This is a genomic window from Streptomyces speibonae (assembly GCF_984686075.1).
The window spans coordinates 5,323,027-5,341,992 of record NZ_OZ480260.1; the positions used below are offsets into that span (position 1 = coordinate 5,323,027).

Below are 18,966 nucleotides of genomic sequence, written 5' to 3' on the forward strand. Positions count from 1 at the left end.
CCGTCAGGGCTGCCAGCGCACCCGGTGTTTCGACAAGTGGGCCAGGACGGCGTGGTTCGCTTCCCAGCCGTCCGGGAATTTGACCAGGGTGCCGAGCTGGACCGGTTCCGTGGAGGGGTAGTCGTCCAGGAGGGCGGTGACTCCCTCGCGGCAGATGACGATGCAGGCGTGGCGGTGGCGGGAGGTCAGGACGCACAGGCGGCCTGTTTCCAGGTGGAAGGCGGTGGCGTCGGGGCGGCCGGAGAGGGGGTGCAGGATGACGGTGACGTCGTACTCGCGGCCCTGGAGGCGGTTGGCCGTGTCGACCGTCACGTCCGTTGCGCCGAGGTCCGCCAGTGCCGCGCGGACCGCTGCCGCCTGGTCGCGGTGGGCCGTGCCGACGGCGATGCGGTCCGCGGTGAGGGAGGTGGGGTCGGGGGAGCGTTCGGAGGTGGTGGCGCCGCCGCGGTCCAGGAGGCGGCGGACGGTCAGGGCCACCGCGCCGATGGCCTCCGGGTCCGTGCGGGGGGTGTGGCGGGCGGGGAGTTCCAGGAGGCCCCAGCCGGATGCGGCCGCTTCGTCGATGACGCGGTCGGGGCCCGTGCCGTCGGAGGGGACGGAGAGGGTGAGGCCGCGGTCGGTGTGGGCCGTGCCGCTGCGGAACGGGGTGTAGGGGTAGAAGGCGTCGGAGACCAGGGGCGCGGCGGAGGCGGGCAGGCGCCAGGAGACCGGCAGGCGGTGCTGGGGGAGGTCGGGGTTGTGGGCGAGGAGGGTGGTCACCGCGGAGCCCGAGGGGTCGTAGGACAGGCCCGCCCACTGTTCCGCGCCCACGATGGAGAACGGGTCCAGCTGGCCCGGGTCGCCCACGAACAGCGCCCGTTCGAACAGGCCCGCCACCGCCAGGAGTGAGTCCGAGCGCATCTGGTAGGCCTCGTCCACGATCGCGTGGCCCCACGGCTCGACGCCCTTGACGTGCGCCCACTTCGCCGCCGTGGAGATCACGACCGGCAGTCCGGCCAGGTCGGCCGCCTTCGCCGACGTACGGACCTGGTCCAGTGAATCCAGCGCCTTGTCGTACGGGTCGCTGTCGCTGCTGTGCAGGCGGCCGACCGGCAGGTCGGGGCTCTTCTCGGCCAGGCGCAGGACCAGGTCGTCGACCTGCGCGTTCGTCTGCGCCACCACCATCAGCGGGCGGCCCGCCTCCGCCAGTTCCAGCGCCGCGCGTACGACGAGGGTGGACTTGCCGGCGCCGGGCGGGGAGTCGACGACGACACCGCGCGCGGTGCCGTGCAGCGTGTCGTGGAGGATCGCGTCGGTGGCGCGGGTCGCCGCCGCTCCGGGGTGGGGCGCCGTCTCCTCGGCAGGGGCGGTCACAGTACGTCCTCCTCGGTCACCGGGTCGGCGGGCTCCGGCGCGGCCTCCTCACCGGGCGGGCCGCCATGGGTCCACGGGGTCTCCTCCGGGTCGGGCAGTTTCGCCCCGCCGCGCGGTTCGTGTTCGAAGAGGGTGAAGCAGACGTGGTCGCCCTTCTCGGGGACCGATCCCCCCTCCGGCTCCTTGCCCCGGCCCATCTTGTCCAGGACGCGCAGGATCAGCAGTCCGCCCTCCGGCCCGTCCTCGTAGCCGACGAACTCCGCCGTCTGCGGCTTGCCGCCCAGCGAGCGGTACACCTTCACGCGCTCGCCGGCATACGGGCTGTCGTCCGTGCGCACGGTGACCAGCGGGCGCGGGCTCGGGCGCTTGCTCTCGCTGTACGCCATCACCACGTCCACCACCTCGCCCGCGAACGCCTCCCCGGACAGCCGCCGCGCCGCCATCACCAGCGGGTCGTCGAGCGCCTCCTGGGCCTCCAGCCGGGCCTGCTCGCGCTCCCTCGTGGCGAGCTTGTTCGCCGCCGTGACCGCGTCGTCGCGGCGCGGCTGCGGCGGCTCGCCCGCCACGACCCGGTCCCGGTGACCGGTGAACGACCAGCGGTCGCGCGTCCAGCGCTCCTCGACGCGCGCGCCCTCCGGCAGCCCGCGGAGCAGGTCGACGCCGCGCCACACCGCGTCCCAGGTGGGCCGGGTGCGGCTCTCCACCAGCGCGCGGATCTCCCGCTCGGCCGCGGTCAGGGCGCCGAGGCGGTCGTCGGCCTCCAGGCCGTCCTCCGCCGCCGCGAGCGCCGTACGGGCGCGGTCGTAGCGCTCGATCGCCGGGGCGAGGAGCTTGTTGTCGAAGGCCGGGTCGGTCGCCGGGCCCGCGGGCGGGCACCGCAGCTGGCCGTCGGCGTCCCGCGCGAGCTCCGCCTCCTGCGCGGCCTCCGCGCCCGAACGGCCCTCGGGCGGGGAGATCCACGCGAGCAGCGCGCCCAGGTGCTGGTCCTCCAGCGTGGACTGGCCCGTCGCCCAGTGCCGGGCCAGGACGTCCGTCATGGCCAGCAGGAGCGAGGAGCCGGGGACGCGGGCCCGCTCGCCGAAGTGCGTCAGCCACCGGCCGAGCAGCGGCACCCGGGGCGGCGCCGGGAACGGGGCCTCCGGGTCCTGCTCCGCCGTACGCCGGAACCGCGTGGAGCGCCCGAGCAGCCGTACGAGGTCGACGCCGGCCCGGCTCGGCACGATCAGCTGGGGCGCGTCCGCGCACAGCTCGACCTCGACCTTGACCCGCTTGCCGGTCTCCGGGTCGGTCTCGCTGCGCTCGGCGGGCTCCACGGCGTCCGCGAAGGAGTCCACGTACGGCAGCACCACGTCGGCCAGCTCGGCCAGGAACGCGAACCGCAGGTCACGGTCGCGCGGCTGCGGCACGACCAGGAGGCGGGGGGCGTCCCGGTCGGTGCCCACCAGCGCGCCGAGCGGGGCGCCCGCCTCGCCCGCGGTGGTGAGCGGGACGAACACCAGGGGGCGCGCGGAGAGGTGCCGGTGGCGGACGGTGGCGGCGGGCTGGGCGCGGCCGGTGCTGACGGCCTCGAGGCGGGCGAGGGTGGCGATCAGGGACAAGGAGCCACCTCCGGGGCGTGGGCCGTGCCCAGTGCCTCCGCGCGCAGGGCCGCCGCTCTGCGCAGCGCGGCCACCGCCGGGTCGTCGGGGTCACCGGACTCTCCGCGGGCCGCCGCCAGCACGTCGTCGACCGTCGTCAGACCGCCCAGCTCCGCGCGGACCGGACGGCCCAGGGAGGTCACCGCGCCGGCCGCGCGGGACCGGTCGCGGCAGTGGAAGGCCAGCTCGCAGGCGGACAGGCACTCGGGTGCGTAGGTCGCCGGGACCGACTCGACGGCCTCCGTCAGCCGCTCGGCCGGCAGCTCCGGCGAGAAGCACGTGCCCTCGGGGAGCGTGTCGGCGATCTCCTCGATCCGGGTCAGCCGCTCCAGCTGGCGGGCGGTCACCGCGCGCTGCTTGCGCACGTCCACCGCGGACGCGGCCGGCAGGTTGGAGAAGTCCTTCGGGCACACCAGCAGGACGCGGTGCCGCACGCGCGGGGCGGGGTCGAGCCGCGCGGCGACCTGCTCCAGGGCCAGGACGTACACCGCCGCCTGGCGGGCCGCGGCGCCGACCTTCGCCGGGTCCGCGGCGCCGTCCAGCATCGGGAACGACTTGATCTCCACGACCGTCCAGCTGCCGTCCGGGTGCACCACCACCGCGTCGGGCTCCAGGAAGGCGGGGGAGCCCGCGACGTCCAGGGTCAGCATCGGGTGGTCGAGCAGTGTCCAGGCGCCGGGTGACTCGGCGGCCTCGCGCAGGGCCAGCTCCGTACGGGCGGTGCGGCCCCGGGGGCCCTGCGCGGCCAGGTCGGGCACGCGCGCGTCGGCGGGCGGCTCGGCCGCGCGGTCCAGCTTCTCGTGGGCGAGGCGCAGCAGCTCCGTACCGCCGTCGGCCTTGACCTTCGCCTCGAACGCGTTGCCCCGGACGAACGCGAACTGCGACTGGCCGAAGACCGAGGGGGAGCCCAGCGCGCTCGCCAGCGCCGCCTTGTTCACCCCTGCGCCGTCGAGGATGGCGCGCCGTCTGCAGCCCGGGTTGGCGGCGAGGGCGGCCAGGGCGCGCGCGTCCAGCGCCTTGGCCGGGATCTCCGGGCCGCGCAGCTCAGCGAGCCGGTGCCGGAGCGCTTTCTCCCGCGTCCGAGGGGGAGGCACCCGGTTCGGCCGCTGGTCCGTACCGCGGCTCGGGGTGTCGCTGCCGTGGAATTCGCTCACCCGCGGAAGTCTTCCATCCGCCACTGACAATCGGGGAACGGGTGCCGGAGGAGTCCCCGGAGACGCGGGCGAAGCGGGGCAGGGCGCGGGTCTTGGCCAGGTCGGCGTGCCGCATCACGAGGGGGGCCAGCAGCAGGCCCGCGCCCATGACGGCGACGCCCGCGGCCGCGTCGAGGAAGTAGTGGTTCGCGGTGCCCATCACCACGATCGTGGTCACCAGCGGGTAGACCACCGCGGCCGTCTTCGCCCAGCGGGTGCGGCCGTACTTCCACAGCATCACGCCGCACCACAGCGACCAGCCCACGTGCAGGCTCGGCATCGCCGCGTACTGGTTGGTCATGCCGCCGAGCCCGCGCGGGGCGCTGGCCTCGCCGCCCCACCAGCCCCACGAGCTGTAGTGCGCCATCGTGTCCACGAAGCCGTGGCTCGCGTCGAGCAGCCGGGGCGGGCAGGTGGGCAGCAGGGTGAAACCGATCAGGCCGATGAACGTCGACGTCATCAGCCAGGTGCGGGCAGCGCGGTAGTGCACCGCGCGGGAGCGGAACAGCCAGATGAGGATCGCCGGGGTCACCAGGTAGTGCAGTGACGCGTACCAGAAGTCGGCGGGTATGCCTATCCAGGGTTCCCGGGTGAAGAGACGGTTCAGCGGGTGCTCGGCGTTGAGGAACAGCGCCTTCTCTATGCGCAGGATCGCCAGGCCGTGGTCCACGGCGTCGGCGACGTCACCCCGGACGACCAGCCGTCCCGCCGAGTAGCAGGCGTATACGAGGAGGATGAGCGGCAGCTCCGTCCACCAGCGCAGCCGGGTCGCCGGGACCGCCTCGGTGCCCGGTGTCTCGGTGTGCGGCATCCGATCGCTCCCCCTTCGTCCTCGCGCGCCGCTTGTCGGCGGCCAGCCACTCTACGGTGTGTGCGCGTTCCCCGTGAGACGCCCTTGGCTCAGGTAGACGCAAAGATCTCCCCCCGGGTTGCCCATGACCAGGGTGAGCGATGATGGGGGCCTCCCGCCTGCGAATTTCACGGAAGGTGTCCCATGGCATCGCGCATCCTGCTGGCCCGGCACGGACAGACGGCCTGGTCGCTGTCCGGCAAGCACACCGGCAGGACGGACGTGCCGCTCCTGGAGGAGGGACGGCGGGGTGCCAAGCTGCTGGGCGAGCGGCTGCACCGGGCGCCGTACGACGGGCTGGCCGGCGTCGAGGTGCGCACCAGCCCTCTGGTGCGGGCGCGGGAGACCTGTGAGCTGGCGGGGTTCGGTGAGCGGGCTGTGAGCTGGGACATGCTCATGGAGTGGGACTACGGGGCGTACGAGGGGATGACGACGGGGGAGATACAGGCGGCCCGGCCGGGGTGGCTGATCTGGCGGGACGGGGTGCCCGGGGGTGAGTCCCTGGCGGAGGTCGCGGCGCGGGCGGATGAGGTGGTGGCCTGGGCGCGGGGGGCGGAGCGGGATGTGCTGGTGTTCGCGCACGGGCACATCCTGCGGTCGATCGGGGCGCGGTGGTTGGGGCTGCCGCTGTCGTTCGCGGGGCGTATCCGGTTGAATCCGACGTCGCTGTCGGTGCTGGGGTGGGCGTACGGGGAGCCGGCGATCGAGTCGTGGAATGAGCAGGGGCACCTGGCTGTGTGAGGCGGCGTGCCTTGCCTGGGCGGGGCCTGTGTGCGGGGTGCCCTGTGGGGGCTGGGCGGGGGGTGGTGCGCAGCCCGGCGTTTACGGGGTGCCTCCCCCACTCTCGGCTCCTCCCCCACTCTCGGCTTCGCTCGAGCGGGAGGTACCCCCACCGCCCACCCGTGCCGCCCTGGGGGTACCTCCCAGGCCCCTGAGGCACTGGGGGAGGCACGACTGCCCGCAGCTGCGGCGGCGCGGCTGCCCGCAGCCGGTCAGGACGACGCCGCGTGGCGGTCCAGGAAGGCTGAGACTTCTGAGGCGCGGCGGTGGGGGAGGAGGACGCGGGACGTGCCCGCCAGCATCGTGCGGACCCGGGAGGACTGGACGTCGTTCAGGAGGTCCAGCACCCGCAAGCCGGCCGCGGCCGCCTCGTCCGGGCGGCCGCCGCGGGCCAGGTCGTCCGCCAGCTCCGCCGTGTACAGCGCGATGTTCCGCGTGAAGTGCGGGTCCTGCAGTTCCGCCGCGCGCCGCGCGTGCCGTGCCGCGCGCGGCCAGTCACCCAGCGTCGACCAGCACTGGGCTTCCAGGCCCTCCAGCTCGGCCTCCCCGTAGAAGCTCATCCACTCCGGGTCCGCCTCCGAGGGGCCGCGCTCGAAGTACGCCGCCGCGCGGGCCAGCGCCTGCTCGCACCCCGAGCGGTCGGCGAGCCCCGCCCAGCCGCCCGCCTCGCGCAGCGCCAGCAGCGACAGCAGCCGGGGCGAGCCCAGTGGCCGGGCGACCCGCTGGGCCGCCTGCGCGGCCCGTACCGCCTCCCTGGGCCGGCCCGCGTCCCGCGCGAGGAACGCCGTGTTGCAGAAGGCGTGCGCCTCCAGCCCCGCGTCCCCGGTCACCCGTGAGGTCGCCAGCGCCTCCGCGTAGTGCGAGCGGGCGTCGTCGAAGCGGCCCGAGTCGTGCGCCAGCCAGCCCACCGAGATGGCCAGCTCCCCGGCGCCCGAGTACAGCCGGTCCGCGGTCCGCTGCCGGGTCGTCCCCGCGTCCAGCAGCGCGTACGCCGCACGCAGCGGCGCCGCCGCGCGGCGGTAGAGCCCGTCCGCCCCGTGCCGGTCGTCCAGCAGCCGGATCCGGCGGACGGCCTCCTCCAGGGCGCCCGCGTCGCTCGCCCCCGCGCGGCGCACGGCGCGCTGCGCCGCCGAGGCGTCGGAGGCGAACCCGTACGGGCTCAGTGAGGCGGCGGCCACCGTGGCGCCTCCGCCGGTCATGAATGCGCGACGCAGCACGTCGCTCTCCTCGTGGTCGTGCGGGTCGTACGTGTCGTACCTGTCCAGCGATTCATACGGCTCGTACGCCCCGCTGTTCTCACTCGTGGCGTTCGCCGGGCCGTCGGTCCGGGCCTGTGGCGCGTCCCCCGCGGCCCGTGCCCGGCGCCCGCGGACCGACGAGCGGGGCGCGAAGCCCAGGTCGGTCAGCGTGCGGCCGGGGTACATGTGCAGGAACACCCGTTCGTAGGCGTAGTTGGGGCAGCGGATCTCGCCCGCTTCCACCCGGTGCACGTACCGCGCGTCACAGCTGACCCGCTCGCCGATCTCGCGGGCGGCCCTCCGTACCGCCGCGGCGAACTCGGCCGGCGAGCGCGCTCCGCGCAGTTGCCGGAAGACGAGGTTCGGCCGCGGTGGCCGAGGGGGCGTGGACGAGGGCACCGTTGACGACGCCATGGCCGGGTCCTCTCTGCGAACCGTCGAACCATGCCGGAACCGGGCGAGTTGTCCGAGTGCCACCCTGTTTCCGGCGGGCATGAACGTACCTGCTGTGACGGAGTCACCACGCGTAGTTTGGCTACAAAACGGATATGTCATCCGTGATCTGCCATGAAGTGCCATCCTTTGTGGCGGACTTCAGCCGTAGCCGTTGACAGCCCGGTTCGTTGAACTCTGTGGACCGGGAGCCCGCCCGACTCCCGACCCGTTCGTTTCAACAGGGACTCGTGTGGTGGAGGCCGGGATGACGACGACCAGCCGGAGCGACGATCCATTAGAACTGCCGTGTACGGACTGTGACGTGGTCACGGTGCCCGCGCGGCAGGGCCTGGAGGCGGTCGACATCCTGCGGCGCGGAGCCGGCGACGCGGTGGGCCCGGTGCTGCACGACGGCGGCGGCGCCACGCTCGGCTTCGTGGTGCCGCCGGGGACGGCCGCCGCCTGGGACGTGCCGGGCAGCACGTGCAGGGAGACCGACGGCCGGGGACTGCGGCTGACCCCCGAGCCGCCGGTCGAGGGATCGGACTGGCTGCTGCCGCCCGGAGAGGCGGACCTGGCGACGGACCCCGCCGTGCTGCGCGAGGCGCTCGGCGAGGCCCAGCGGATGATCGAGGCGGCGGACGGCCGCACGTGAGCCCCGCGCGGCCGGGTGTACGTGGGCCCCGCGCGGCCGGGTGTACGTGGGCCCCGCGCGGACGGCTGTACGTGGGCCCCGCGCGGCAGGCTGCACGTGGGCCCCGCGCGGACGGCTGTACGTGGGCCCCGCGCGGCAGGCTGCACGTGGGCCTCGCCCGGACGGCTGTACGTGGGCCCCGCGCGGCAGGCTGCACGTGGGCCTCGCCCGGACGGCTGTACGTGGGCCCCGCGCGGACGGCTGTACGTGGGCCCCGCGCGGCAGGCTGCACGTGGGCCCCGCGCGGCCGGGTGTACGTGAGCCCCGCGCGGCCGGCCCACCGGAGAGCGGCCGGCCGCGCGTGCCTGGGACAATGACGGCATGGGCAGAACCAGGAGCGGCGGGCGTGGACGGGGCGGCGGCGCGGAGACCGTCACCGAGGACGTCGACGGCGGACTCGCCCAGCTCATCCCCGACCGGGACCGCTCGCGGGCCTGGACGCTGCTGATCGACGGTGCCCCGCAGTCGCACGTCGACCTGGACGACCCGTCGTACCTCTCCTTCGAGTACCAACGCCGCTTCGGTCATGTCGTCGACCTCGCCGCCCCGCCCGGCAGGCCGCTGCGGGCCGTGCACCTCGGCGGGGGCGCCTTCACCCTGGCCCGGTACGTCGCGGCCACCCGCCCCCGCTCCACCCAGCAGGTCGTCGAGCGCGACGCGGCCCTGGTGCACCTGGTCCGGCGGGAGCTGCCGCTGGACGCCGGGGCCCGGATCCGGGTGCGTTCCGCGGACGCCCGGGAGGGGCTCGCCAAGGTGCCGGACGGCTGGGCCGGACTCGTCGTCGCCGATGTGTTCAGCGGGGCCCGCACCCCGGCCCACCTGACCTCGACGGAGTTCCTCGACGACGTCCGCAGGGCCCTCGCCCCCGGCGGGATCTACGCCGCCAACTTCGCCGACGGGCCCCCGCTCGCGCATCTGCGCGGTCAGATCGCCACCGCGGCCGCCCGGTTCGCCGAGCTCGCGCTGATCGCCGACCCCGCCGTGCTGCGCGGCAAGCGCTTCGGCAACGCGGTCCTGGTCGCCTCCGACGCGCCTCTGCCGGTCGCCGAGCTGACCCGGCGGGCCGCCTCCGACCCGCACCCGGGCCGGGTCCAGCACGGCAGGGACCTCCTCGACTTCACCGGCGGGGCCCTCCCCGTCACGGACCTCGCGGCGGTCGCGTCACCGGCACCGCCCGCGTCCGTCTTCCGCTGAACCGCGCGACCCCGCCGAGTTCCGCGGCGGCAGCGGCTCAGTACGTGCCGATCTCCACCCGCGGCGGGCCGTCGTGCCACGTGCAGAACACCGACACCCGGTCCGCGCCCGAGGTGAACTCCACCCGGATCCACGACTCCGTATGCCACACCTGCATCGACCAGCCGGCCCCCGGGGTCGCCGACACCAGGGAGGCGGACGCCTCGCCGAGGTCGAAGACCGCACGGCCGCCCTTGGTGTCATAGGCCTTCACCTCGCCCGAGGCGGCTGGAGGGGAAGGGGGCGGGGACGTGGCGGGCGGGCTGCTGCCGCGGGTCGGCTCCGGATCCGGCTTCGGGCTCTCCTTGCCGGGCTTCTCCGACGGCTCCCGTGACTTCCCGGCGTCCTTCGTGGGCGTCGCGGGCGGCCGGTGCGTCGCCGACGACAGCGCCTCCGACTGTTCCTCGGCCGCCGCGATCGGCAGGGCACGGGGCGGGTCGTAGGCGGTGCCCTCCATCACGGTGCTGACGCCCCACCACGACAGCGTGACCGCCGCGCCCGTGGCGAGCAGCCAGGCCAGTACGTGTACGAGTCCTCTGCGCATCGTCGGCCCATACTGCCCCACGAGCCCCACCGGTGTCGTGCCCACGGAGGTGTCCGGAGTTGTCCACAGGCCCCGACGAGGGCCCGTCCCCATGGCGTACGGTGCCGCCCATGGCAAGTGTTCTCGTGGTCGAGGACGACCAGTTCGTACGCTCGGCGCTGATCCGGCAGCTGACCGACGCCTCGCACACCGTGCGCAGCGTGGGGACGGCGCTGGAGGCGCTGCGCGAGGTCGCCCATTTCCGCTTCGACGTGGTCGTACTGGACCTCGGACTGCCCGACCTCGACGGTTCCGAGGCCCTGAAGATGCTGCGCGGCATCACCGACGTCCCCGTGATCGTCGCCACCGCCCGGGACGACGAGGCCGAGGTCGTGCGGCTGCTCAACGCGGGCGCGGACGACTACCTGACCAAGCCCTTCTCGGTGGAGCACCTGTCGGCCCGGATGGCCGCCGTGCTGCGCCGGGCCCGTGCCGGCGGCGGCGAGGCCGCGCCCACACCCGTGATCAGGGTCGGCGGACTCACCGTCGACCCGCTGCGCCGCCAGGCCGAACTGGACGGTGTACGCCTTGACCTGACACGGCGTGAGTTCGACCTGCTCGCCTTCCTCGCCGGGCGGCCCGGCGTGGTCGTCCCCCGCAAGGAACTGCTCGCCGAGGTGTGGCAGCAGTCCTACGGCGACGACCAGACCATCGACGTCCATCTGTCCTGGCTGCGCCGGAAGCTGGGGGAGACGGCCGCCCGGCCGCGTTATCTGCACACCCTGCGGGGCGTCGGCGTGAAACTGGAGCCGCCCGCCGCGCAGCTGCCCGGAGCGGAGCCGCCGCGATGAGATGGGCCCTGGTGAAGGTGTCGCTGGCGGTGACCACGATGGTCGTCGTCGCCTTTGCGGTGCCGCTCGGTCTGGTCATCCGGGAGATGGCCCGCGACCGCGCCTTCTCCAACGCCGAGCGGGAGGCGGCCGCCGTCGCCCCCGCGCTGTCCATCACCACCGACCGCGACCAGCTCGAACGGGTCGTGGCGTCCGCCGGCTCCGAGGCCGCGATGGCCGTGCACATACCGGCGGCGGGCGAGGGCGGCGAGGCCCTCGACATCGGCGAGCGGCGGGCCTCCGAGGAGGACGTAGCGGCGGTGCGGAAACTGGGGCGCGCCTCCACCTCCTCCGTCCCCGGCGGTTCGACGCTGCTCCAGCCGGTCGCGCTGAGCACCGGCGAGATCGCCGTGGTCGAGGTGTTCGTCCCCGAGTCCGAGGTCACCAACGGTGTCGGCACGGCCTGGGCGGTGCTCGCCGCGGTCGGGGTCGCGCTGATCCTCGGCTCGGTCGCGGTCGCCGACCGGCTGGGCGTCCGGATGGTGCGGCCCGCCCAGCGGCTGGTGGAGGGGGCGCACGAACTGGGGGAGGGCAAGCTGGGCGCCCGGGTCCGGGAGGAGGGGCCGACCGAACTGCGGCTGGCGGCCGTGGCGTTCAACTCCATGGCGGACCAGGTGGTCCAGCTCCTGGCCAACGAGCGGGAGCTCGCCGCCGACCTGTCCCACCGGCTGCGTACGCCGCTGACCGTGCTGCGGCTCAACGCCGCCTCGCTCGGCGACGGTCCGGCCGCCGAGCAGACCCGGGCGGCGGTCGAGCAGCTGGAGCGGGAGGTGGACACCATCATCCGCACCGCCCGGGACGCCAAGCCGCAGACGGCCGCCGCCGGTCCCGGCGCGGGCTGCGACGCGGCCGAAGTGGTGCGCGAACGCATGGAGTTCTGGTCGGCGCTCGCCGAGGACGAGGGCCGCAAATGGCGGGTGGCCGGGGCCGACCGGCCGGTGCGCATACCCGTGGCCCGCGCCGATCTGGCCGCAGCCCTCGACGCGCTGCTCGGCAACGTCTTCCGGCACACCGCCGAGGGCACCGCCTTCGCGGTCGACGTGCACAACGGCGAGGACGCGGTGATCGTGCTCGTCTCCGACGCGGGCCCCGGCATCGCCGACCCCGAGGCGGCGATGGCCCGTGGCCGGGGCTCCGGCAGCGACGGCTCGACCGGTCTGGGCCTGGACATCGTGCGCCGGCTCGCGGAGGGCACCGGCGGGGACGTGCGGATCGGGTCGTCGGTGCTCGGCGGGACGGAGGTGCGGATCTGGATCCAGCTCGACGGCCGCGAACGCCCGCCCCGCAGACGCGGGCACCGGGGGTCCGTACGGCGGCGCAGACCGGGCCGTCAGGGCGCGTCCTTTAACCGGTCCCGATCCCTTCCTTAAGCGCACCCTAAGACCGCCAACGGCGTTCCGGAACAGGCAACTGACGCGGCGGTGCGCCGACAGTCCTATTGAAACAACGGGGATGCACGTGCCCCGGCCGGTCTCTCTCCCCACACCCGGCCGGGGCACTCGCATGCCCGCGTTTCTTCGCCCCCGCCGCCCCTTCCCGTCCCGTCCCGTCCCCGGGGGCGCTGCCCCCGGACCCCCGCTCCTCAAACGCCGGAGGGGCTGGGTGGGGGGCGGAGGGGCTGATGGAGGGGGAGGGGCTGTTATCCCTCCGGGACACACGAACGGGGCGCGGCACTCCCCTAGGGTGTCGCGCCCCGCCCCCCCGTGCTTCCCCCGTGGCCCGGAGCCGGGAGCCGGTCAGATGCTCTCGGGGTCCGGGAGTTCTCCCGACGCGGCCGCGCGGCCGTACCACAGCGCGCTGGACTTCGGCGTGCGCTGCTGGCTGGCGTAGTCGACGTACACCGCGCCGAAGCGCTTGTCGTAGCCGTACGCCCACTCGAAGTTGTCCAGCAGCGACCACAGGAAGTAGCCGCGCACCTCCGCGCCGTCCGTGATGGCACGGCGCACCGCCGAGAGGTGGCCGTGCAGATAGGCCACCCGCTCCGGGTCGTGCACCGTGCCGTCGGCGTCCGGCTTGTCGTCGTAGGCCGCGCCGTTCTCGGTGATGTACAGCGGCAGACCGGGCGCCTCGCGGTGGTAGCGCATGATCAGCTCGTGCAGGCCGGTCGGGTCGACGGTCCAGCCCATCTCGGTCCGGTCGCCCGGCGACTGGTGGAAGGCGACGTGGTCCGCCGCCGGCCACGGAGAGTGCTCGCTCGCGCCGTGCCCGTCGGCCCGCGGGCCCTCGGCGTCCGGGTCGGCCGCCGACACCAGGGTGGGCGTGTAGTAGTTGAGGCCGAGCGCGTCCAGCGGCTGGTGGATCAGGTCCAGGTCGCCGTCCTCGATGCACGACCAGTCGGTGAGGGAGGAGGTCGCCTCCAGCAGGCTCTCCGGGTAGGAACCGTGCAGGATCGGGCCGTGGAAGATGCCGCCCGACAGGTCGTCGATCTTCCGCGCCGCCGCCACGTCCGCCGGGTCGCCCGGCGAAAGGGGCCGGATCACCCCGGAGTTGAGGGCGATCGACACCTGGTTGCGGGCCGGCATCACCGAGCGCAGCGCCTTGGTGCCCAGACCGTGCGCCAGGTTCAGATGGTGGGCGGCCTTCAGCGCGGACGCCGGGTCGGTACGGCCGGGCGCGTGCACGCCGGACCCGTAGCCCAGGAAGGCGCTGCACCAGGGCTCGTTGAGCGTCATCCACTGTTCCACGCGGTCGCCGAGCGCCTCGCCCACCATCTGGGCGTACTCCGCGAAGCGGTACGCGGTGTCCCGCGCCGGCCAGCCGCCCGCGTCCTCCAGCTCCTGCGGCAGGTCCCAGTGGTAGAGGGTGACGGCCGGCTTGATGCCCTTCTCCAGCAGCTCGTCGACCAGCCGGCGGTAGAAGTCGAGACCGCGCTGGACGGCCGGGCCGCGGCCGGTCGGCTGCACCCGCGGCCAGGCGACGGAGAAGCGGTAGGCGTCCAGGTTCAGCTCCGCCATCAGCGCCACGTCGTCGCGGTAGCGGTGGTAGTGGTCGACAGCGATGTCACCGGTGTCGCCGTTGGCCGTCCTGCCCGGCGTATGGCTGAAGGTGTCCCAGATGGAAGGGGTACGTCCGTCCTCCCGCACCGCCCCCTCGATCTGGTACGCGGAGGTGGCGGCGCCCCAGAGGAAGGCGGGAGGAAAGGTCACCGGGGTCGCGGGCGTTGCGGAGTCAGACATGGAAGCGCTCCCATAGAAGGTCGTGGAGGACCGACGAGTACGAGCCGTGGAAGACCGGCGCGCACATGAGGACATGCGGGGTGGAGGGGCCGAGGCAGCGGTGACCCGGCCCCCCGGGGGTTACGGGGACGGACGGGCGTCAGCCCTTGACGGCGCCCTGCATGATGCCGCCCACGATCTGCTTGCCGAAGATCGCGAAGACCAGCAGCAGGGGGAGCGTCCCCAGCAGCGCACCCGCCATGATCAAGGACTGGTCCGGGGTGAAACCGCGTCCCAGGCCCGCGACCGCGACCTGAACGGTCGGGTTGCCGGTCTGGGTGAGCACCAGGAACGGCCACAGGAAGTCGTTCCAGGCCTGCACGAACATCAGCATGCCGAGCACGGCCATCGCCGGGCGCGCGGCCGGGAACACCACGTGCCACACCACGCGCCAGCTGCCCGCACCGTCGACCCGCGCGGCCTCGATCACCTCGTCCGGCAGCGCCTGGAGCAGGTACTGCCGCATGAAGAACACGCCGAACGCGCTCACCAGCGACGGGAAGATGACCGCCTGCAGCTGGTCGGTCCAGTCGAGCTTGGCGACCATCATGTACAGCGGGATGATGCTGAGCTGCGGCGGGATCATCATCGTGCCGATGACCAGCAGCATCAGGGCGTTGCGGCCCTTGAACCGCAGCTTGGCGAAGGCGAACCCGGCGACCGTCGACAGCACCACGATCGTCGTCGCGGAGATGCCCGCCACGATCGTGGTGTTGAGGAAGGCCTCGCCGAGGTTGGCGTCGGTCCAGGCGAGCTCCAGGTTCTTGAACAGATTGGAGCCGAACCAGAACGGCGGCGGCGTCTGCGCCAGACGCTGGTTGTCCCGGGAAGCGGCGATCGCCGTCCAGATCAGCGGGAAGAGCGACACGAGCGTGAACACGATCAGGATCGCGTACGCGACCGGACCGCCGTGCAGCGTGCCGCCGGCCCGCGCGGACTTCGGCAGACGCGAGCGCTTGTGCTTGTCGGGCGATGTCTCGGGGGGCGTCACAGTCGTCGTCACGGCCACCACTCCTTAACTGCTGGCGCGCAGCCGGCGCGAGATGACGTGGTTGATGATGCCGATGACGATCAGGATCGCGAACATCGACCAGGCGATCGCCGAGGCGCGGCCCAGGTGCTGGTTCACCCAGCCCTGCTCGTACAGATACAGGCCGAGGGTCTGGAACTGGTGCTCCCCGCCGCCCGACGCGCTCTTGTTGGGGTCGAATAGCAGCGGCTCGCCGAAGACCTGGCTGGCGCCGATCGTCGAGACCACGACGGTGAACAGGATCGTCGGACGCAGCGAGGGCAGCGTCACATGGATGAACTGCTTCCAGCGGCTGGCGCCGTCCAGCGCCGCCGACTCGTACAGATCCTGCGGGATGGCCTGCATCGCGGCCAGATAGATCAGCGCGTTGTAGCCGGTCCAGCGCCAGATGATGATCGTCGAGACGGCGAACTGGCTGGCCCACTTGTCGTCCTGCCAGGCGATCGGGTCGACGCCGACGAAGTCGAGCGCCCAGTTGATCATGCCGTAGTCACGCCCGTAGAGGAGCACGAACACCAGGGTGGCGGCGGCGATCGAGGTGGCGTACGGGGCGAGCATCGCGACGCGGTAGAAGGTCGAGCCGCGCAGCTTGTAGTTGAGGATGTGCGCGATGCCCATTGCCATCATCAGCTGCGGAACGGTCGAGATGATGCCGATGGTGAGGGTGTTCTGCGCCGCGTTCCAGAAGAAGTCGTCGTCGAAGATCCGGGTGTAGTTCCGCAGCCCGACCCAGTTCATGTCGGTCGGCGCGGTCAGCTCCACCTGGTGCAGCGAGGCCCAGCCGGTGTAGAGCAGCGGGAACAGACCGAACGCGGCGAACAGCAGGAAGAACGGCGAGACGAACGCGTACGGGCTCCAGCGCGCGTCGCGCTGCCAGCGGCGGGACAGCTTGGCCCGGCGCCGCTCCTCCTTGTCCACCGGACTGCCCCCGGACGGACGGCCCGGGGCCGCGCCCCCCTCGGCGGGGGGCGCGGCGGTGTCGTGACGGGTGGCCATTCGGGTCACTTGTCCAGGTTGTTGTCGATGGTCTTGGTGGCCGTCTCCCAGGCCTCCTCGGGCGACTTGCCCTTGGCCACCAGGATCACGCCGTTGTCACCCAGACCCTGGCCGATGATCTGGTCCTTCGGGCCGATGATCTGGACCGGGATCTGCTTGGCGGCCGCGGCGAAGATCTCGCCGATCGGGGCGTCACCGGTCATGTCGTTCTTCGCCCCGGTGACCGCCTTGTCCTCGTACGCGGCCTGCGCGCTCGGGAAGCTGCCCTGCACCTCGAACAGCTTGACCTGCTGCTCCGGCGCGGTCAGCCAGGCCACCAGCTTCTTCGCCTCCTCGACGTTCTTGCCGCTCTTGGGCACGGTCAGGAACGAACCGCCCCAGTTGCCGGACCTGGGCGGCACCGCGACGTCCCACTTGCCGGCGGCGTCCGGCTGCGACTTGCCCTTGATGTAGCCGAGCATCCACGGCGGGCAGGAGATCGCGGCGAACTTGTTGTTGGCGATCGTCTGGTCCCAGCCGGGCTGGAACTGCGTCTGGGCGCCGACCAGCCCGTCCTCGGCGGCCTTCGCGGCCAGGTCGAAGGCGCGCTTGACGGCGGGGTTCTCCTTGTAGATGACCTCGCCCTCGGCGTTGTAGAAGCGCTCCTCCTCACTGCCCAGGATGGCGTTGAGCAGACCGCCGGGGGAGTCCATGAACGTGGTGCCCTTGGGGGCCTTCTTCTTGTACTGCTCGCCGACCTCGACCAGCTTGGCCCAGTCGCCGGCCCACAGCTTGCCGACCTCTTCGCGGTCGGTGGGCAGGCCCGCCTTCTCGAACAGGTCCTTGCGGTAGCAGATGGCCATCGGGCCGATGTCGGTGCCCAGGCCGACGGTCTGGCCGTCCTTGGTGGTGGCCTGCTGCCACTTCCACTCGAGCCAGTCCGCCTTGTTCACGCCCGGCGCCTTGGAGAGGTCCTCCAGCTTCGCGGACTGGGTGGCGACGATCTCGGCGATGTTGCCGACCTCGACGGCCTGGACGTCCTGCAGGCCGCTGTTGGTGGTCAGGTGGTTGAGCAGAGCGGGGTAGTAGTTCTCGTTCCGCTCGATGACGTTCTCTTCGATGTTGATGTCGGGGTTGAGCTTCTCGTACTCCTCGTAGAGCCCGGCTTCCTTGAAGCCCATGGTGCCGAAGAGACCGAGGGTGATCGTGGTCTTGCCCTCGCCGCCGTCCGACGAGGAACCGGAGTCGTCTCCGCCGTCGTCGGCACAGCCGGCCAGCAGCCCGGTGCCCAGCGACACCACGGCCGCGAGGGCCAGTGCCTTGCGGGCGATGGGCTTCCCCTTGTCCGAGCGCTGCCGGGAGAGGGGGAGGGTACGTGCTCGCATTGCGTCCTCCTGTTGCCCTGACGTGCCGACCCCCCGGCCAACGGCGTCGTTTGACCGTATCCTGCGCGTTGCGGCTCGGGCGGGGAACGTGCGGGTTGTGTATGGGTCAGGTACTGTGGGAGCGCTCCCACGTGTGATGTCTTGAAGAGTCCCGGGTCCGGGCGAGGGTGTCAAGGGAACAGACGAGGCAAACTGCGTTCAGTTATCTGCCCGTTAACTTGCCTTCGGGGCCAAGCCAACGGAACCACGGAGTCCGCCCGCTGTCCTCCCGGCGGTGGCCGACGTCACGGGAGGGGCTGTTACATTCCAGGCCAGCGTGACGAAACGAAGGAAGGCGGTGCCGATGGCAACCCACGGAGCGCGGGGCCGGGGCGGTGGCCGGCCCACCCTCGAAGAGGTGGCCGCGCGCGCCGGAGTCGGCCGCGGCACCGTTTCCCGGGTGATCAACGGGTCCCCCCGGGTCAGCGATGCCACCCGCGCCGCCGTGGAGGCGGCGGTCGCCGAGCTCGGTTACGTCCCCAACACGGCCGCCCGCGCCCTGGCCGCCAACCGCACGGACGCCATCGCCCTGGTGGTGCCCGAGCCGGAGACCCGGTTCTTCACCGAGCCGTACTTCTCCGACATGCTCCGGGGCGTCGGCTCGGCGCTGTCCGACACCGAGATGCAGCTGCTGCTGATCTTCGCGGGCAGCGACCGGGAGCGGCAGCGGCTCGCCCAGTACCTCGCCGCCCACCGCGTGGACGGTGTCCTGCTGGTCTCGGTGCACGCCGACGACCCGCTGCCCGACATGCTGTCCCAGCTGGAGATCCCGGCGGTGATCAGCGGCCCCCGGTCGGCGGGGGAGGCGCTCACCTCGGTGGACTCCGACAACTACGGCGGCGCCCGCCAGGCCGTCGAGCACCTCATCGACCGGGGCCGGCGCACCATCGCCCACATCACCGGCCGCCTGGACGTCTACGGTGCCCAGCGGCGTATCGACGGCTACCGGGACGCCCTGCGCGAGGCCGGCCACGAGGTGGACGACCTGCTGATCGAACCGGGCGACTTCTCCGAGGGCGGGGGCCGGCGCGCGATGGCGGCCCTGCTGGAGCGCCGTCCCGGCCTGGACGCCGTCTTCGCCGCCTCCGACGTCACCGCGGTGGGCGCCCGGCAGGCCCTGCGCGAGGCGGGCCGCCGCATCCCCGACGACGTGGCGCTGGTCGGCTACGACGACTCCGCCATAGCGCGCCACCTGGACCCGCCGCTGACCAGCGTGCGCCAGCCGATCGAGGAGATGGGCCGCGCGATGACGGACCTCCTCCTCGCCGAGATCGCCGACCGCCGCCCGGCCATCTCGCGGGGCCTGGACCGGCGCCAGATGGTGCTGGCCACGGAACTGGTGCCGCGCGCCTCGTCCTGACGCGGGGATCGGCCCCGGTGCCGGTCGAAGGCCGGCCCGCCGCTCCGTACGGGGGCTCGGCCGCCCCTTCCGGCCCGCGTGGCCTCGGCCCGGTCCGGTCCGGGGTGCGTCACGGGTGCACGACAGGGCGGGACCT

16 protein-coding genes are annotated in these 18,966 nt (G+C 73.2%); 6 read left to right on the forward strand and 10 right to left on the reverse strand.

What is annotated here, in order from left to right; all coding sequences use genetic code 11:
• Nucleotides 1–3: 3 nt before the first annotated feature.
• Genes AC5L3C_RS24040 through AC5L3C_RS24055 form a run of 4 tightly spaced genes read right to left on the reverse strand, consistent with a single transcriptional unit; the run spans nt 4 to nt 4,994 of the window.
• Complete coding sequence (locus tag AC5L3C_RS24040) at nt 4–1,353, reverse strand: AAA domain-containing protein (RefSeq protein ID WP_493650781.1); 1,350 nt, start codon at nt 1,351–1,353, stop codon at nt 4–6.
• A complete protein-coding gene (locus AC5L3C_RS24045; RefSeq protein ID WP_493650782.1) occupies nt 1,350–2,951 on the reverse strand; it encodes a hypothetical protein in 1,602 nt (533 codons plus the stop codon). The genes AC5L3C_RS24040 and AC5L3C_RS24045 overlap by 4 nt, the downstream gene beginning before the upstream one ends.
• A complete protein-coding gene (locus AC5L3C_RS24050) occupies nt 2,942–4,084 on the reverse strand; it encodes a hypothetical protein (protein ID WP_493653996.1) in 1,143 nt (380 codons plus the stop codon). The genes AC5L3C_RS24045 and AC5L3C_RS24050 overlap by 10 nt, the downstream gene beginning before the upstream one ends.
• Nucleotides 4,035–4,994 (reverse strand): phosphatase PAP2 family protein, encoded by a 960-nt coding sequence (locus tag AC5L3C_RS24055; protein WP_493650783.1) that lies wholly within the window; start codon nt 4,992–4,994, stop codon nt 4,035–4,037. The genes AC5L3C_RS24050 and AC5L3C_RS24055 overlap by 50 nt, the downstream gene beginning before the upstream one ends.
• Nucleotides 4,995–5,177: 183 nt before the next feature.
• Here AC5L3C_RS24055 and AC5L3C_RS24060 point away from each other — a divergent pair, with 183 nt between their 5' ends.
• Nucleotides 5,178–5,774 carry a histidine phosphatase family protein gene (locus tag AC5L3C_RS24060; protein WP_493650784.1) on the forward strand — a complete coding sequence of 199 codons (597 nt, stop codon included), beginning with the start codon at nt 5,178–5,180 and terminating at the stop codon, nt 5,772–5,774.
• 251 nt (nt 5,775–6,025) lie between these two features.
• Here the strand turns inward: AC5L3C_RS24060 and AC5L3C_RS24065 are convergent, their stop codons facing one another.
• Nucleotides 6,026–7,465: an NsdA family TPR-like regulatory protein gene (locus tag AC5L3C_RS24065; RefSeq protein ID WP_493650785.1), complete on the reverse strand. Its 1,440-nt coding sequence runs from the start codon at nt 7,463–7,465 to the stop codon at nt 6,026–6,028.
• A 286-nt stretch (nt 7,466–7,751) separates the two neighbouring features.
• On the opposite strand from AC5L3C_RS24065, the gene AC5L3C_RS24070 reads away from it, so the two are divergent.
• Both AC5L3C_RS24070 and AC5L3C_RS24075 read left to right on the forward strand, forming a co-directional pair.
• Entirely contained in the window at nt 7,752–8,141 is a 390-nt protein-coding gene (locus AC5L3C_RS24070) for a hypothetical protein (protein WP_493650786.1), read from the forward strand.
• Between the two features lie 360 nt (nt 8,142–8,501).
• The gene (locus AC5L3C_RS24075; RefSeq protein ID WP_493650787.1) at nt 8,502–9,374 is read left to right on the forward strand and encodes a spermidine synthase; all 873 of its coding nucleotides are present in this window, start codon (nt 8,502–8,504) and stop codon (nt 9,372–9,374) included.
• A 37-nt stretch (nt 9,375–9,411) separates the two neighbouring features.
• On the opposite strand, the gene AC5L3C_RS24080 is transcribed toward AC5L3C_RS24075, so the two are convergent.
• Nucleotides 9,412–9,957 carry a hypothetical protein gene (locus AC5L3C_RS24080; protein ID WP_493650788.1) on the reverse strand — a complete coding sequence of 182 codons (546 nt, stop codon included), beginning with the start codon at nt 9,955–9,957 and terminating at the stop codon, nt 9,412–9,414.
• Nucleotides 9,958–10,067: 110 nt separating this feature from the next.
• On the opposite strand from AC5L3C_RS24080, the gene AC5L3C_RS24085 reads away from it, so the two are divergent.
• A complete protein-coding gene (locus AC5L3C_RS24085) occupies nt 10,068–10,787 on the forward strand; it encodes a response regulator transcription factor (protein WP_185930897.1) in 720 nt (239 codons plus the stop codon).
• Entirely contained in the window at nt 10,784–12,196 is a 1,413-nt protein-coding gene (locus tag AC5L3C_RS24090) for a sensor histidine kinase (protein ID WP_493650789.1), read from the forward strand. The genes AC5L3C_RS24085 and AC5L3C_RS24090 overlap by 4 nt, the downstream gene beginning before the upstream one ends.
• Before the next feature lie 366 nt (nt 12,197–12,562).
• On the opposite strand, the gene AC5L3C_RS24095 is transcribed toward AC5L3C_RS24090, so the two are convergent.
• The 4 genes from AC5L3C_RS24095 to AC5L3C_RS24110 form a co-directional block, all read right to left on the reverse strand.
• Nucleotides 12,563–14,002: a GH1 family beta-glucosidase gene (locus tag AC5L3C_RS24095; RefSeq protein WP_493650790.1), complete on the reverse strand. Its 1,440-nt coding sequence runs from the start codon at nt 14,000–14,002 to the stop codon at nt 12,563–12,565.
• Nucleotides 14,003–14,141: 139 nt separating this feature from the next.
• Nucleotides 14,142–15,044 (reverse strand): carbohydrate ABC transporter permease, encoded by a 903-nt coding sequence (locus AC5L3C_RS24100; protein WP_125506318.1) that lies wholly within the window; start codon nt 15,042–15,044, stop codon nt 14,142–14,144.
• Between the two features lie 12 nt (nt 15,045–15,056).
• Nucleotides 15,057–16,067 carry a carbohydrate ABC transporter permease gene (locus AC5L3C_RS24105; RefSeq protein WP_493650791.1) on the reverse strand — a complete coding sequence of 337 codons (1,011 nt, stop codon included), beginning with the start codon at nt 16,065–16,067 and terminating at the stop codon, nt 15,057–15,059.
• A 5-nt stretch (nt 16,068–16,072) separates the two neighbouring features.
• Nucleotides 16,073–17,431: an ABC transporter substrate-binding protein gene (locus AC5L3C_RS24110; RefSeq protein ID WP_493650792.1), complete on the reverse strand. Its 1,359-nt coding sequence runs from the start codon at nt 17,429–17,431 to the stop codon at nt 16,073–16,075.
• 343 nt (nt 17,432–17,774) lie between these two features.
• On the opposite strand from AC5L3C_RS24110, the gene AC5L3C_RS24115 reads away from it, so the two are divergent.
• Complete coding sequence (locus tag AC5L3C_RS24115) at nt 17,775–18,830, forward strand: LacI family DNA-binding transcriptional regulator (RefSeq protein WP_493650793.1); 1,056 nt, start codon at nt 17,775–17,777, stop codon at nt 18,828–18,830.
• The last annotated feature ends 136 nt before the right edge of the window (nt 18,831–18,966 follow it).